The organism is Rhodanobacter terrae (genome assembly GCF_042657005.1).
Taxonomy (GTDB): domain Bacteria; phylum Pseudomonadota; class Gammaproteobacteria; order Xanthomonadales; family Rhodanobacteraceae; genus Rhodanobacter; species Rhodanobacter terrae.
Map to the genome: position 1 here is coordinate 1 of NZ_JBHSNG010000003.1, position 15214 is coordinate 15214.

Below are 15214 nucleotides of genomic sequence, written 5' to 3' on the forward strand. Positions count from 1 at the left end.
CAACGTTCAACGCCGCACGCACTGACATGCACGACGCAACACAGAGGACAACATGATGGCCAGCGAAAGCCTGAAAGCTCAAGGCAAGAGCATCAAGCGGGCGGTATTGACGGGAAGTCTCTTACGGAGTTGTTAGTCCGACCGACCTGGAGCAGAAACATCGCGTACCCTGCACACCAAGCGAACCAGCTTACGAAAAGAAAACGCTGCACGATGCCAAAGTATGGCTTGATAACAGGCCACAGACTCGCCGGCCGTACCAATGGAATGAGGTTAACTGCAATGGCGAACAACACCACCGCATACATGATGATTGAAAAAAGGGCGATTTGTCTCGCACGTGGCACGTTCCAGCAGACCAGGGCCGCGACCAGAGGGGCTTGCAGGCCCACCGTTTCGGACAAGCCGAAGACGTTATGAAGCGGATGCGGAAAGGAAAATATGCCAACACCTGCACACGAAATTGCCAATGCAACCACGAAATAGGCTGGAAGTGCCGAGCAACCTAGCCCGCGAAGTGAACGCGCGACGGCGCTTGCGAAGATGACAAGGCATGCAGCTATGACGCAAAGTAAGGCGCTGAAGGCAAGTTGCCACGGGGAGCCGAACTCGCCCAGTTCGCTGACCGTTTGGCGAACATGGCTGTAGCCCGGCGTGAATGCGCCGATTGTAAGAGTGCCTGCGATAAAGAGCAGGAGTGCAATGGGACCGAACCAAAGGCGAATGCTTGTCATAAGGCCTGACGCTCACAATAGCCGGCGTTGTCCAGCACGCCTTTGAAGTCGCCGCCGAGGTAGCCGATGTTCGCACTCTCGCCTTTTGGCGCGCCGGGCACCGGGATGTCGAACGTGGGATGCGCGCCACCCTGATGGCGCTGGTCGTTCGACGGATCGCCGTTGACGAAGCGGTCCGTCATCACGAAGTAGATCGCGTTGGACGCGAACGGCGCATCGGTGCCGACGAATTCGGGTGTAGTGGTGGCTTGGGCGAAGCCCGCGACCAAGCTCAGGACCCATGCTGCAACCATGTTCTTTACCATCGTGTTTCCCCGGCAAGACGCGACACACGGCTGGATGTAGGAGCCCGCTGGCGGGCGATGCTGTTGTTTTGATTTTTCCTACCCAACCATCAAAGCAACAGCATCGCCCGCGAGCGGGCTCCTACGGGATGGAGGGGGCTGGTTCGCGCACGCGCAAGGTGACCAGGCCGGCGACCAGCAGGCAGGCGCCGCCCAGCGCCAGTGCCCAGATCGGCTGGTTGTGGAAGCACAGCCGCAGCAGCAGGCCGAGCACGCTGGCGGCCAGCAGCTGCGGGATCACGATGAAAAAATTGAAGATGCCCATGTAGACGCCCATCTTCGCCGCCGGCAGGTTGTCCGACAGCAGCGCATACGGCAGCGACAGGATCGATGCCCAGGCGAAGCCCACGCCGACCATCGAGGCCAGCAGCCACTGCGGATTGCGGATGATCAGGAACGACAGCAGCCCGGCGCCGCCCAGGCACAGGTTCACCAGGTGGCTGATGCGCAGGCCCCAGCGGCGCACCATCAGCGGAATCACCACGGCGGCCAGCGCGGCGAAACCGTTGTAGGCGGCAAACAGCACGCCGACCCAGTTGGCGCCCTCGTTGTAGGCGGCCGAGCCGGTATCGGTGGTGCCGTACAGGGCCTGGGTCACGCCCGGCGTGGTGTAGATCCACATCGCGAACATCGAGAACCACGAGAACAACTGCACCCAGGCGAGCCGGCGCATCGGCCCCGGCATGCCGTACAGGTCGCCCATCACTTCGCGCAGCATGCCGGAGCTGCGGGTGAAGCTGAGCCAGGCGAACAGCAGGCCGAACACGACCAGGCCGCCGGCCAGCAGGTACAACTCTTTCTCCAGCGCGAAATGGCGGATCGCGAACAGCACCAGCACGCCAGCCACCAGCAGCAGCAGACCGAGTTTCCAGGCGGGCGAGGCGTCCACCGCAGGCTGTTCGGCCACGCTGTCGGTGAACGATTGCAGCTGGGCAGGCGGGTATTCGCGCGTGCGCAGGATCGTCCACAGCACCGCGCCCAGCAGCACCGCGCCGCCGGTGTAGAACGCGTACTTCACGGTGTCGGGTATGCCGCCGCCCGCGGCCACGTTGGCCACGCCCAGTTGCGCCAGCATCCACGGCAGCGCCGAGGCCACCACCGCGCCTACCGCGATGAAGAAACTCTGCATCGCATAGCCCAGCGGCCGCTGGGGCGTGGGCAACTGGTCGCCGACGAAGGCGCGGAAGGGCTCCATCGACACGTTGATCGAAGCATCCAGAATCCACAGCAGGCCGGCGGCCATCCACAGCGCCGGAGCGTTCGGCATCCACAGCAGCGCCAGCGAGGCGAACACCGCACCGACCAGAAAGTACGGCCGGCGCCGGCCCAGCCGGGTCCAGGTGCGGTCGGAGAAGTGGCCTATGATGGGCTGCACGATCAACCCGGTCAGCGGCGCGGCGATCCACAGCGCCGGGATGTCGTTCACGTCGGCGCCCAGGGTCTGGAAGATCCGGCTCACGTTGGCGTTCTGCAGCGCGAAGCCGAACTGCAGGCCGAGGAAGCCGAAGCACATGTTCCAGATCTGCCAGAACGACAGCGACGGTTTGGTGTTCAAGTGGGTGCTGTCCTTCATGGGATGGCGTCACCGGCGGCGAGCGGAGCGATCAGCAGATCACGCACGTCGGCCTGGTTCAATGGGCCATCAGTACCGCCGCTGCCACCCGTGTAATGGGCGAAGTGGGCGAGGTAACTCATGTTGAAGCCGTCGCCGAGATCGAACCGGCAGGCGGCGCCGGCCCTGGCGCTGAAGCGGCCCCAGCTGGATGGCTGCATACGCACGCTGTGCGGCATCACGATCGGCAGCTGCTGTTCGTCGCTGCCATCGCAGCGGACGTGCAGCATCTTCACCGCGGCGGTGATGCCTGTATTGATGGGGCCATGGTTGTTGGCGTAGTCCAGCGACACCCGGTAGTCGCCGGTGGCCGGCGCGGTCCAGTTGCGCGGCCAGTGGCCGGCGACCTTCACTACCTCGCCCGCGCAGGTGGTCGGACTGTGCAGCGATTCGATGCCGTACGCATCCACGCGCGTGGCGCTCATGCAGGTGAGGTCGGCCTGCCGTGCAAGGCGGTCGCTGCCTTCGACGTTGCCGTGGCGCCGGCCGTTGACATAGAGCTGCACCTTGCCGTCCACCGTGACCTGCCAGCCATCGCCCTCGGCACGCGCTATCGGCGCAGGCGGCGCAACCGGTGCGTACAGCGGAGCATCGGTGCGCAGTGGCACGTCCTTCACCTGCACCGCCTTGAGCAGCACCGTGGTGGCGGTGCCGTGCGTGGTGCTGCGATCGGCGACCAGCAGGTTGCCGGCGTACTTTTTCGGAAGCTGCAAGGTGATGCTGCGGTCGGCGAGCTTCAACGTGATCGACGTGCGCTGGCCGAACAGCATAGGCACCAGCGAGGTCGGCAGCTTCGGTTCCACCCGGCCGTCTTCGCCGAGGCCGAACACGCCCTCGGTGACCACCGCGAGATACGCCGCCACCGACCACAGCTGGCGCGGCGAATTCACCACCGGGCCGCTGAGCGGGCCTTCGTCAACGTGCTGGCCCTGGGTCAGCAGCTCGTAGTTCTCCATGTTGGAGCCGTACAGCGCCGCGCCGCGCATCACCGACGTGATCTCGTGGGCGATGCGCGCGGGCTGCTCCAGCTTGCGCGCCGCGCGCAACGCATAGGCGCTGACGAAGGGCCAGATCGCGCGGTTGTGATAGATCGGCTGGTCGGATCGCTCGGGCCAGATCACCGGGCTGCCGGCGGGCCAGGTGGGATAGTTCGCCAGCGTCTGCTGCGCGCGCTGACCGTCCGCCACGCCGCTGTCGATCGCCAGTGCGATGCCGAGCAGGTCGTAGGTGTCGTAAGGCGTGCCGTCGCCGCCGATGTAGCTCATGTACATGGCGCGGTCGGCGCGCCAGAAGTGCGCGTTGATCGCGCTCTTCAGCGCGGCGGCCTGGCTGCGGTAGCCGGCCGCCGCCCTCGTGTCGTGCCGCTGGGCGGCCATCGTGGCGGCGAGCTGCAAGGCCTGGTAATGCAACACGTTGGTGGACAGCGCGTACGACTGCGCGATGAAGGTCACTTCGTCGGCCGTCCAGGCCGGATAGGTCTGCTCGCGCCAGTCGAGGAACGAGGTCTCGCCGCGGTACAGGCCGAACGTAGCATCGAACGCGTACTGCCGATCCTGCGCCACGGTGGCGTCCAGCGCCTTGTAGACGTCGCCGGCGAATGTCGGATCGTCGAGCAAGTGCCGTGCGCCGAGAAACCACACCACCCGGTCGGTACTGATCGGCCAGCTGCCGCCCGAGCCGGTGTCCTGCATCGGGTAGGGACCTTGCGGTGCGGCGGGGACGCGCACATCGGACAATTTGAACATCAGCCCGTTGCGCGAACGCGCCGGGTCGAAGCGCCACAGGCCGAGGTCGATCGAATACGCCAGGTCGCGCGTCCACACGTACGGCCACTTCAGGCCGGTCTCGAAACAGTGGCAGGGAATCGGCTGGCCTTGGTCGAACGCGCCGTCGCGGATCGCCGTGACCGAGTCCTGCCGCAGATCGTCCTGCGCCATCGCGAACAGTCCGTCGAACAGCACGCTGGCGGTATCCGTGCGCAGCGGCTGCGCCGCGATCACGCGCTGGCCGTACGGCCACGCCAGCGTGTAGTTGTCCTGCGCATCGCGGCTGATGCCGGCGTGCACGCCATGCCAGTCCAGCCCGTCGTGCCAGGCCGGCGCGCCCGTGCTGGCGGTGATCGCCGCGGCCAGCAGCACGCTCAACATGTGCGCGCCGGGTACTGTTTGCTGCAGGGTTTGCAGCCCATGGTGCTGATCATCGAGTGAGCCCTCCGGTGTCTGTTATGTCACGGTGCGGCCCGTCCTGCATGTTGCAGTTGCAACATCCGCAACGGGCCGGCGCGGGGGATGGACTGCGCATGGTAGGTAGCGTCGCAATGCAGCAACCAGTGGTTGCATACGTATTCATGAGATCGGACGAGACGCGGCGCGCACCGGGCGGTCCACCGCGGCGGCCGCTCCCGGCAGAGCCGGACCTTGTAAAGCGAACGGCGATGGCGGCATAGTCGATCGACACCAGCAATGACAGCGGGAGATTCCATGCGGGTACGCCTCGAAGATGTGGCGCGCGCAGCGAGCGTATCGCCCAAGACGGTGTCCCGCGTGCTCAACGATGAGGCCAACGTAAGCGACGAAACGCGCAAGCGGGTGCGCGCCGCGATGGAGGCGATGGATTACCGTCCGCACCCATCGGCGCGCAGCCTGGCGGGCAGCCGTTCGTTCCTGGTGGCGATGCTGTACGACAACAACGACAACCCGGCCTCGACCTACCTGGCCGAGATCCAGGACGGTGTGCTCGAGGCCTGCGATGCGCATCGCTACAGCATGATGGTGCGCCCGCTGCGCATGCGCAGCGATGATTTCATCCGTCGCCTCGACACCTTGATTTCCGATCACCACCCCGACGGCGTGGTGCTGACGCCGCCGATCACCGACTACGCGCCGCTGCTGAAGCGCCTGCGCGAACGCAACGTGCCGTATGCGAGCGTGTCGCCGATGCAGCGTGGCAACGCCATCGGCGTAAGCATGGACGAGCAGCAGGCCGCACGGGCGATCGTGGAGCACCTGCTGGCACTGGGCCATCGGCGGATTGCCCATGTCATCGGCATCGCCGATCACGGCGCCAGCCGCTGGCGCCTGGCCGGCTACCGCGAGGCGATGGCCGCCGCAGGCCTGCCCGAAGACCCGGCGCTGGTGGTGCAGGGCGCGTTTACGTTCGGCTCCGGCGTCGCCGCGGCGCGCCAGCTGTTCGCGCTGGAGCAGCGGCCTACCGCGGTGTTCGCCGCCAACGACGACATGGCCACCGGCGTGATGTGGGCGGCCGGCGAGTATGGGTTGAAGGTGCCGCACGATCTTTCCGTGTGCGGTTTCGACGATACCCCGCTGGCGCGCCAGCTATGGCCGGCGCTCACCACCATCCAGCAGCCCAGCCGCGAGATGGGAAAGATCGCCGCGCAGCAGCTGCTGAACCTCCTGCGCGGCCGTGGTCTGGGCCAACTGGTGGAGATACCGTTCTCCCTGCAGATCCGCAACTCCACCGCTCGCGTTCCCTGATACCCACCCGCCACGTCACCCTTTGTAGGAGCGACCTCGGTCGCGATGGCCGCGCCAGCGGCCTGTGTCGCGCTTGCCGATGAACGGCAGGAAACCGCGGCACGCTCCGCCGGGTTTCGCGACCGAGGTCGCTCCTACACGCTTCCTGGAAATGTTGCCGGTTCGTGGTGGGTCCCGCGGCGGGTGGCCATGCTGCTAAGCAAATTGACAGCGCTGTCATCCATGTCACTATGCGGTTTCGATGCGCGCCGCCGGCGCGCCAGCCTGGAGCCCTGCCGTGCCCTTGTCGCCCCCATCGCCCCTGTCCCTGCCCCGCATTTTTCTGGCCGTATCACTCGCTGGCGCGTTGCTTATGCCCACTTATTCCGCATCGGCCGTCGACGCCGCCACCGTCCATCCCGCGTTGTGGCCGCAAGGGCGTTCGCCGCTGCCGCGCGATCCCGCGCTCGAGGCCCGGGTCAGCGCGCTGCTGGCGAAGATGTCGGTGGCGGACAAGGTCGGCCAGATGATCCAGGCCGACATCAAGTACGTGACCCCGGATGACGTGCGCACCTACCGCCTCGGCTCGATCCTGGCCGGCGGCAACTCCGGGCCGGATGGCCAGCAATACGGCACGGCGCAGCAGTGGAAGAAGTTGTCCGATGCGTTCTACCGCGCCTCGATGGATACCTCGGGCGGGCGCCTGGCGATCCCGGTGCTGTTCGGCATCGACGCGGTGCACGGCCACAACAATCTGGTCGGCAGCACGCTGTTTCCGCAGAACTCCGCGCTGGGCAACGCGCGCGATCCGGAACTGCTCCACGAAATCGGCCAGATCACCGCGCAGGAGCTGCGCGCCAGCGGCATCAACTGGACCTTCGCGCCCACGCTCACGGTGCCGCAGGATGGCCGCTGGGGGCGTGCCTACGAAGGCTATTCGCAGAATCCGGCGCTGGTGGCGCAGTACGCCAGTGCGGTGATCGGAGGCCTGGAAGGCAAGCTCGGCACACCGCAATACCTGGATGCCGATCACGTGATCGCCACCGCCAAGCACTTCCTGGGCGACGGCGGTACCCGCGACGGCAAGGACCAGGGCGATGCCCAGGTCAGCGAAACCGTGCTGCGCGACGTGCACGCGGCCGGTTACCTGCCGGCGATCAAGGCCGGCGTGCAGGTGGTGATGGTGTCGTTCTCCAGCTGGAATGGCGTGAAGATGGCCGGCAACAAGGCATTGATCACCGACGTGCTGAAGGATCGCATGGGCTTCGGCGGCATCGTGCTGGGCGACTGGAATGCGCACGGCCAGGTGCCCGGCTGCACCAACGAGGATTGCCCGGTGGCGTACAACGCCGGGCTGGACATGCTGGAGGCGCCGGACTCGTGGAAGGGTCTCTACAAGAACACGCTGGCCGAAGTGGAATCCGGCGTGATCCCGATGGCCCGCGTCGACGATGCGGTGACCCGCATCCTGCGGGTGAAGCTGCGCCTGGGCATGTTCGAGGCTGGGCTGCCGTCGGCCAATCCGCTGGCGGCCAGGTCGGCGCAGGTGATCGGCAGCCCGGCGCATCGCGCGGTGGCGCGCCGCGCGGTGCGCGAGTCGCTGGTACTGCTGAAGAACAAGGGTGCGGTGTTGCCGATCGATCCGCGCAAGCATGTGCTGGTCGCCGGCGACGGCGCCGACAACATCTCCAAGCAGAACGGCGGCTGGACGCTGACCTGGCAGGGCACCGGCCTGACCAACGCGAATTTCCCCGGTGCCACCTCGATCTTCGCCGGCATCCAGGCGCAGGTGAAGGCCGCCGGCGGCAGCGCCGAGCTGTCGGTCGACGGCAGCTACAAGCACAAGCCCGACGCCGCCATCGTGGTGTTCGGCGAAGATCCCTACGCCGAGTTCCAGGGCGACCTGCCGAATCTGGCGTACCGGCCGGGCAACGACCACGACCTCGACCTGCTGCGCCGTCTGCACGCGCAAGGCATCCCGGTGGTGGCGGTGTTCCTGACCGGAAGGCCGCTGTGGATGAACCGCGAGATCAACGCGTCGGATGCGTTCGTGGTGGCGTGGCTGCCGGGCAGCGAAGGCGAGGGCATCGCCGACGTGCTGCTGCGCACGCGCGACGGCCGCATCGCCCACGACTTCCACGGCAAGCTGGCGTATGCGTGGCCGCGCACGGCGGTACAGATTCCGGTCGCGGCGGCTGCGCGCGGCGAACAGCCGCAGTTTCCCTACGGCTTCGGCCTGACCTACGCCGACCGCGGCGACACCGGTCCGCTGTCCGAGGATGCCGGAGTCGAACTGAGCGGTGCGCGGGCCGGCGTCTACTTCACCCATGGCAAACCGGCCCAGGGTTTCGCGCTGCGCCTGACCGGCGCCGACAGCGCGGCCGTCAATGTCACCGCCACGCCCGCGGCGACCAGCGACGGCGGCCTGCACATCAGCGCACTCGACTACAAGGCGCAGGAGGACGCGCGCAGCCTGGACTGGTCGGGCCACGGCACGGCGCGTGCCGCGCTGGTGGCGCCCGCGCCGCTGGATGTGGACCGCGAAACGAACGGCGACATGATGCTGGTGACCACGTTGCGGATCGACACGGTGTCGCCCGCAGGCACCACGATAGGCGTCGGCTGCGGCAGCGGCTGCAGCGGCGAAGTGCCCATCGGCACGCAGCTGGCCGCCCTGCCGCGCGGGCAGTGGCTGCGTGTCGGCGTGTCGCTGAAATGCTTCCGCGACGCCGGCGCCGACATGACCAGGCTGGACCGCCCGTTCGAATGGATCAGCAGCCCCGGCGAGAACATCGCCATCACCGAGGTCTCGCTGGGCACGGTGGCGGACCGCACGCTGGACTGCCGCGCGCACTAGGCAGCCCCGTACCCCGAACGCGCCGCGCCGCCGACCGACCGCCCGCGCCGCCGCGTCGACCCCGGCCATGTAGGAGCCCGCTGGCGGGCGATGCTGTTGCTTTGATGGTTGTTGGGTAGGAAGGATTCAGGGCAGGAGCATCGCCCGTTAGCGGGCTCCTACCCCCTCATGGTCCTTGCGGGATTTCGGCGGGTGGGTGGAGGAGCCAAAAAAAAGGATGCCCCGTTGCGGGGGCATCCAGCGGCGACGGGAGGGGAGGTCTCCGTGGCCAGGGGGAAACGATGAAACCTAGAACCACACCCCGAGGTTGACGCCGAAGGTGCGCGGCGGCAGGTACTGCGAGGTGTAGGCGAAGCTGCCGCCCGGCAGCGCGAAGCGGTCGGCACTGGTGCGTACCTTGCCATCGGTGACGTTCTGCACGTAGGCCCCGACCCACCAGCGATCCTGCGGCTCGGTGTAGCGCACGGAGACGTCGCCGCGGCCATACGCCTTCTGCTTGTCGCCGTCACCCAGGTTGAACGTGCTCAGCCACTGCGAGCTCTGGTATTGCGCCGACAGGCGTGGCGTCAGCCGGCCGCCGTTGGACAGGCGGAAGTCATGCTCGTAGATCGCGGTGAGCGAGGCGTTCGGCGCATGCGGCAGATCGTTGCCGCTGACGTCGATACAGTTGCTGATGCCGGATGCCGCAGGGCAGGGGGGCAGGCCCTGGTAGTCGTTGCTGCCGGCATACTTGAGGGTGCCCAGTTCCTTCTTCGGGATCGCCGAGAACACCAGGTTGAGGCGGTCGTTCTCGCTGGACAGCGCCAGCTCGGATTCGAAGCCCAACACCTTGGTGGTGCCCTTGACGTTGGAGAAGCCCAGTCCGCGGTTGCCGTTGGGATAGGTGATCGGCGCGGCCAGCTGGAAATTCTTGAACTGCTCGTAGTAGATCGCGCTGTTCCAGGTCAGGTGGCCGTCGAGGAAGCTGAACTTCGAGCCGACTTCGTAGTTGGTCAGCGTCTCCGGTTCGTACAGCGTGCCGGCGTCCTGGGTACCGCCGGACTTGTAGCCGGTGGACACGCTGGCATACAGCAGGCCGTGCTGGCCGACGTCGGTATCGATCCGTCCCAGCCAGGTGACCTTGCTCTTGTCGTACTTCGCATCGTTGACGGTGGAGACACTGAAGCCCACGTTGCCCGGCTCGACATCCGGCGAGATCGGCACCTGCGGCACGGTCGGATCGTAGGCCCAGCCCCAGCCGCGGCCGCCCTCGTTCTTCTTGATGTCGTTGGACCAGCGCGCACCGCCGGTCAGGCGCAGGCTGTCGGTGATGTGCCAGGTGGCCTGGCCGAAGAACGCCTTGGACTCCACCGTCTCCTTCGGCTGGATGAACGAGCCCTGCCAGGACACCGTGCCCTGCGAGGTGCCGTTGAGGATCGGGATGTCGAAGCGGATGTTGTTGTCCTCCGCCGCGTAGTAGGCGCCGAGGATCCAGTCCACCGCGTTGTCGCCGGTCGACTTCAGGTCGAACTCGTGGCTGTAGTTCTTGTAGTTGGAGAAGTTGGTGCGATCGGCCTGGTAGGACGCGCCGGTGGCGAAGCTGGTCGGCACCTGCACGCCGTTGTCCTGGTCGAAATTGCTCTTGCCGGAAAAGCGATTGAAGCCGAACACGTAGCTCAGCATCATCGAGTCGCCGATCTTGAAATCCATCCGGCTGCGCACCGTGTGGGAGTCGCGCTTCAGGTAGGGCGCGGTGTCGATCAGCGCCGACCAGAAATCCTGTCCGGCTCGCGGCTGCTGCATCAGGCTCATGCCGGGCGTGCCGCGATCGCGGAAGTATTCGTAGGACAGGTTCCAGGTGAAGTTGTCGCTCGGCTGCCACAGTGCGCTGACGCGCGCCGCCGACTGATCCTGCGCGTTGTACTTGTCGCCGCCGGTCACGTAGTCGCTGGCGTTGATCGGCTGGAACGTGGCCAGGGTGCCGCCGCTGGCCAGGTACGCGGCCTGCTGGCTGGCCAGGCTGGGGAGCTGCTTGGACGGGTTCTGGTAGTCCACGTAACCGTCGTGCTGTTCCTGGGCGATGGCCACACGCATGGCGAAGGTGCTGCTGATCGGCAGGTTCACCGTGGCGCGGGTGCCGACGTGGCTGTAGTTGCCGGCCTCGATCTGGGCGTTGCCGTAAAAGCCGCTGAGGTCCGGCTTGGCGGTCTGGAAATTGACCACGCCGGCGGTGGAGTTGCGCCCCCACAGCGTGCCCTGCGGACCGCGCAACACTTCCACGCTGTCGATGTCCAGCAGCAGGCCGGCGGCCGCTTCCGGGCGCGGCGAATACACGCCGTCGATGAACATCGCCACTTCGGGATCGGCGTACTCGGTCTTGGCGCTGTCGTTGCCGATGCCGCGCATGGTCAGGGTGACCACGCCGTGGTCGCCTTGCGAGGTGGCTTCGAAACCGGGCACCAGCTTGGTGATGTCCTGCACCGTCATTACCCGCTCCTTGTCGAGCGAGTCGGCGCTGATCGCACTGATCGCGACCGGGGTCTTCTGCAGCGGCGTTTCGCGTTTGGTCGCGGTGACCTGAACCGTGTCCAGGTCCTTGACCTTTCTGCTGGCCGCCGCGTTCTGCGGGGCGGGATCCTGTGTCGCGGCGTGGACGGCGCCGGCAGCAAATATGGCGGTCATGGCGACGTACAAAGCCGAATAACGTAATTTCATTTCACCCTCTCCCCAATAAATCGTCGTGGACATGCAGGTAGTCGCGAACATGCGGTAGTCTGTACATGACAGCGCTGTCAAATTGAATGACAGCGCTGTCATCGGAGGCGATCCTACTGCGAAAATCTGCAATAGGCTTGTTGCTAAGCAGCAAGTGGGAGGAAAGTGAAATGGCGCGTATCCAAAAGATTCTGGTCGTCGGCGGCGGCACCGCCGGCTGGCTGACGGCTTGCTACCTGGCCAAGGCGCTGAACAGTTCGGAGCCTGAAAGCATTCAGGTCGAACTGGTCGAATCGCCGAACATCGGTCTGCTCGGCGTGGGCGAGGCCACGTTTCCCTCGATCCGCGGCACCCTGGCCGCGATCGGCCTGGACGAGCGCCGTTTCCTGGTCGGCGCCAGCGCGACATACAAGCAGGGCATCCAGTATGTGAACTGGGTGCGCGCGCCCGGCGAGCCCGGGCCGGATCGCTTCTTCCATCCCTTCAGCCTGCCCAGCCAGCGCAGCGGCAATCCGGAGCTGTTGCCGTACTGGCTGCTCGGCGGCGCTCCCGACGGCATGGCCTTCGCCGAGGCGGTGACCATGCAGAAGCGCCTGATCGATCATGGCCGGGCGCCGAAGCGCGCCACCGATGCCGACTACCAGGGACCGATGAACCACGCCTACCACTTCGACGCCGCCTGCTTCGCCGCCGTGCTGGCCGAGCACGGCCAGAGCCTGGGGGTCAGGCGTCATCTGGCCACGGTGGAACGGGCCGAGCTGGACGAATCAGGCGCGATCGCGCGCATCGTCACCAGGGAAATCGGCGAGCTCAGCGCGGACCTCTACGTGGATTGCACCGGCTTGCGCGGTGCCCTGATCGGCAACGCGATGCAGTCGCCGTTCCACAGCCGGCGCGACGTGCTGTTCGCCGACCGCGCGGTGGCGCTGCAGGTGCCGTACCCGCGTCCGGACGCGCCGATCCTGCCGTTCACCCGCGCCACCGCGCAGGAAGCGGGCTGGACCTGGGACATCGGCCTGCAGAAGCGGCGGGGCATCGGCTATGTGTATTCGTCGCGGCATAGCGACGCCACCCGTGCGGAACAGGTGGTGCGCGATTACGTGGGCGACGCCGCAGCCGGACTGGAGGCGCTGCATATCAAGTTCGAGACCGGCTACCGGCCGGAGCACTGGCGCCGGAACTGCGTGGCGGTGGGCCTGGCCGGCGGCTTCGTCGAGCCGCTGGAATCCACCGGCATCGCGCTGGTCGAACTGGCCGCCTACCTGATCACCCACCTGTTGCCCGGCGACGCGGACGACATGGAACGTACCGCGCGCCAGTTCAACCAGATGATGGTGGCGCGCTACGAGCGCATCATCGACTTCATCAAGATGCACTACTGCCTGACGCAGCGCCGCGACAGCGCGTTCTGGATCGACAACGCCGATCCCGCCGGCATCCCGCAGACCTTACAGGACCGCCTCGCGCTATGGCGCCATCGTCCGCCGCACCGGCTGGACTTCGTCACCGACCTGGAAATGTTCATGCCCGCGAGCTGGCAATACGTGCTGTACGGCATGGAGTTCAGGACCGACCTCGAGCCGATGCGCAGCGCGTACCCGCAGATGGCGGCGGCGCAGCGCGAGTTCGCGATGATCCAGCAGATGGCCGGCCGTGCACTCGATGATTTGCCGGATCATCGGGTGCTGGTCGAGCAACTGTGCCGCGAGCACGCGCAGCGGCTGGGGCAGAAAGATCTCGTTGGCGTGAGCTGAGCGGTGCTCAGCGCAGCTCCACCACCACCAGGCCCTGCACCGGCACCGTAATCGCGAACCTGCCGTCGCTCACCGCCACCGATTCGGGCGCGGCCAGTTGGCCGGCCTCGCGCAACTGGGCGATCTGCTCGCGGCTGGGGAAGTCGGGGCGGCCCATCCGGTCGAACGCGGCGACGGCGTTGCCGTGGGTGGCGTCCACCCGCCAGACCGTGGCGCGGGCGCCGGCGGGCAGATGCCGCACGTCGATGCTGAAGTGCTTCGGCGCGCCGACGGGTTCGCCGCGCGTATAGCTGGCGGTGTCGCCGACGGGCGGGGCGTAGTTCCACAATGCGATGACCACGCTGCCGTCCTCGCGCCGGGTGGCCAGCGCGGCATCGGAATCGATTGCGAGCTGTTTGTCGCCCAGCTTGTGCAGCACGGCGAACGCGTTGAAGGCGGGCTTGGGAATGCGGTCGGCGGCGATCAGGCCGAAGCCGCCGTAGAACGGATTGCGCACCACGCCCTGTTCCTCGAACACGTCGGAGAACGACCAGTGGCTCATGATTTGCACCTTGCCGGCGCATTCGCGGATCGTGTTGGCGATCCACGGCCCCATGAACACGGTGTCGGTGACGTTGGGCAGGTTGGCGTAGCTGGCGTTGTGTTCGCTGAAGATCAGCGGCATCTGCGGATACGGCGACGCGGCGATTTCCTTGTGCACCTTGTCCACCGCGCGACAGACCATGTCGGCGCGCGGGATCTTCTCGCTGGTGTGGAACACGTTGTCCGCGGTGTCGTCGCCGTAGACATGCGTGCTGACGAAATCCACCGGCACGTTGTTCTTGTGTGTGTGGGCGAGGAAATCGGCGGTCCAGGCGGCCTGCGCGGTGGCCGGGCCGCCCACGCGGATGCGCGGGCTCACTGCCTTGAGTGCACGGGCGGTGTGGTCGTACAACGTGAAGTAGGTGGCCTGCGGCGGCGTGCCGGCCCAGAACCCGATGTTCGGTTCGTTCCACACCTCGAAATACCAGCTGGCTACTTCGTCGATGCCATAGCGCTCGACCAGGTGTTTCGCCAGCGCGCCTATCATCGCGTCCCACTCGGCGTAGTGCTTGGGCGGCGCGATATTCGGGTGGTACCAGAACGCCTGCAGCGCGTCCGGGTTCGAAGTCAGCTCGGGCGGCATGAAGCTGAGTTCGACGAAGGGTTTCACGCCGCGTTCGAGCAGGCCGTCGTAGATCTGGTCGACGTAGGAGAAGTTGTAGGAAATCTTTCCCTGCGCGTCGCGCTGCACCAGACCCACGTCGCGGTCGAGGATGCCGTGAAAGCGGATGTAGCTGAAGCCGGTGGCCCGATGCACGGCTTCCAGGTCCTTGCGGTAGTCGTCGCGCAAGGCCAGCGAGGCGCGGCCGGAGCCGAGCATCTGTTCCCAGAAATGCGGAAACGGCGAGGCGGCGGCGGTGGCGTCGATGCGCAGGCTGGTGTTGGTTGCCGCGGGTGCCGCGGCGCCGGCCGTGCCGGTGATCAGCAGGGCGGTGCAGGCCGCCAGGGCCAGGTTTCGTAGCAGGGCGGGAATAGCCATGGCAGGTCCTGTTCGATACGTGGTGCGACGCGGATCGGACTGGCCTGGGCCAGCAACCGTCGGGATGTAAACGTTTACATCGAGGCGCAGTTTCCTACACGCAAGCGATGACGTCCAGCCAATCGCCAGCGCTCAGCAGATTTGAGCTGGTCAGCGGTGGTGCCAGCAGTAGCCGCTGACGCCAC

General features: G+C 66.4%; 8 protein-coding genes and 1 pseudogene. 3 read left to right on the forward strand and 6 right to left on the reverse strand.

Going from position 1 to position 15214, the window contains the following annotated elements:
* Positions 1 to 92 precede the first annotated feature (92 nt).
* The 4 genes and pseudogenes from ACFPPB_RS03635 to ACFPPB_RS03650 all read right to left on the reverse strand — a co-directional run bounded on the left by ACFPPB_RS03635 (position 93) and on the right by ACFPPB_RS03650 (position 4837).
* Entirely contained in the window at positions 93 to 734 is a 642-nt protein-coding gene (locus tag ACFPPB_RS03635; RefSeq protein WP_377324511.1) for a DUF998 domain-containing protein, read from the reverse strand.
* Between the two features lie 17 nt (positions 735 to 751).
* A pseudogene (locus ACFPPB_RS03640) lies at positions 752 to 1027 on the reverse strand (alpha-amylase family glycosyl hydrolase); the annotation flags it as partial.
* 133 nt (positions 1028 to 1160) lie between these two features.
* A complete protein-coding gene (locus ACFPPB_RS03645; protein ID WP_417715088.1) occupies positions 1161 to 2651 on the reverse strand; it encodes an MFS transporter in 1491 nt (496 codons plus the stop codon).
* Positions 2648 to 4837, reverse strand: a complete 2190-nt coding sequence (locus ACFPPB_RS03650) for an alpha-L-rhamnosidase-related protein (RefSeq protein ID WP_377324515.1) — start codon at positions 4835 to 4837, stop codon at positions 2648 to 2650. Before ACFPPB_RS03650 ends, ACFPPB_RS03645 begins: the two co-directional genes overlap by 4 nt.
* Positions 4838 to 5170: 333 nt before the next feature.
* Between ACFPPB_RS03650 and ACFPPB_RS03655 the strand changes: the two genes are divergently transcribed.
* Together ACFPPB_RS03655 and ACFPPB_RS03660 are read left to right on the forward strand one after the other, a co-directional pair.
* Positions 5171 to 6184, forward strand: coding sequence for a LacI family DNA-binding transcriptional regulator (locus ACFPPB_RS03655; protein WP_377324517.1), 1014 nt, complete (start codon positions 5171 to 5173; stop codon positions 6182 to 6184).
* A gap of 241 nt (positions 6185 to 6425) precedes the next feature.
* Positions 6426 to 9020, forward strand: coding sequence for a glycoside hydrolase family 3 protein (locus ACFPPB_RS03660; protein WP_377324519.1), 2595 nt, complete (start codon positions 6426 to 6428; stop codon positions 9018 to 9020).
* Between the two features lie 288 nt (positions 9021 to 9308).
* Here ACFPPB_RS03660 and ACFPPB_RS03665 read toward each other — a convergent pair whose 3' ends face one another.
* Positions 9309 to 11714, reverse strand: coding sequence for a TonB-dependent receptor (locus tag ACFPPB_RS03665; protein ID WP_377324521.1), 2406 nt, complete (start codon positions 11712 to 11714; stop codon positions 9309 to 9311).
* Between the two features lie 170 nt (positions 11715 to 11884).
* Here ACFPPB_RS03665 and ACFPPB_RS03670 point away from each other — a divergent pair, with 170 nt between their 5' ends.
* Entirely contained in the window at positions 11885 to 13468 is a 1584-nt protein-coding gene (locus tag ACFPPB_RS03670) for a tryptophan halogenase family protein (protein WP_377324523.1), read from the forward strand.
* A gap of 7 nt (positions 13469 to 13475) precedes the next feature.
* Here the strand turns inward: ACFPPB_RS03670 and ACFPPB_RS03675 are convergent, their stop codons facing one another.
* Positions 13476 to 15029, reverse strand: a complete 1554-nt coding sequence (locus tag ACFPPB_RS03675) for a GH39 family glycosyl hydrolase (RefSeq protein ID WP_377324525.1) — start codon at positions 15027 to 15029, stop codon at positions 13476 to 13478.
* Between the last annotated feature and the right edge of the window lie 185 nt (positions 15030 to 15214).

Coding starts and splice junctions, on each gene's coding strand:
- ACFPPB_RS03655 (WP_377324517.1), top strand. CDS start 5,171: ATGCGGGTACGCCTCGAAGATGTGGCGCGCGCAGCGAGCGTATCGCCC.
- ACFPPB_RS03635 (WP_377324511.1), bottom strand. CDS start 734: ATGACAAGCATTCGCCTTTGGTTCGGTCCCATTGCACTCCTGCTCTTT.
- ACFPPB_RS03670 (WP_377324523.1), top strand. CDS start 11,885: ATGGCGCGTATCCAAAAGATTCTGGTCGTCGGCGGCGGCACCGCCGGC.
- ACFPPB_RS03645 (WP_417715088.1), bottom strand. CDS start 2,651: ATGAAGGACAGCACCCACTTGAACACCAAACCGTCGCTGTCGTTCTGG.
- ACFPPB_RS03650 (WP_377324515.1), bottom strand. CDS start 4,837: ATGTTGAGCGTGCTGCTGGCCGCGGCGATCACCGCCAGCACGGGCGCG.
- ACFPPB_RS03660 (WP_377324519.1), top strand. CDS start 6,426: ATGCGCGCCGCCGGCGCGCCAGCCTGGAGCCCTGCCGTGCCCTTGTCG.
- ACFPPB_RS03665 (WP_377324521.1), bottom strand. CDS start 11,714: ATGAAATTACGTTATTCGGCTTTGTACGTCGCCATGACCGCCATATTT.
- ACFPPB_RS03675 (WP_377324525.1), bottom strand. CDS start 15,029: ATGGCTATTCCCGCCCTGCTACGAAACCTGGCCCTGGCGGCCTGCACC.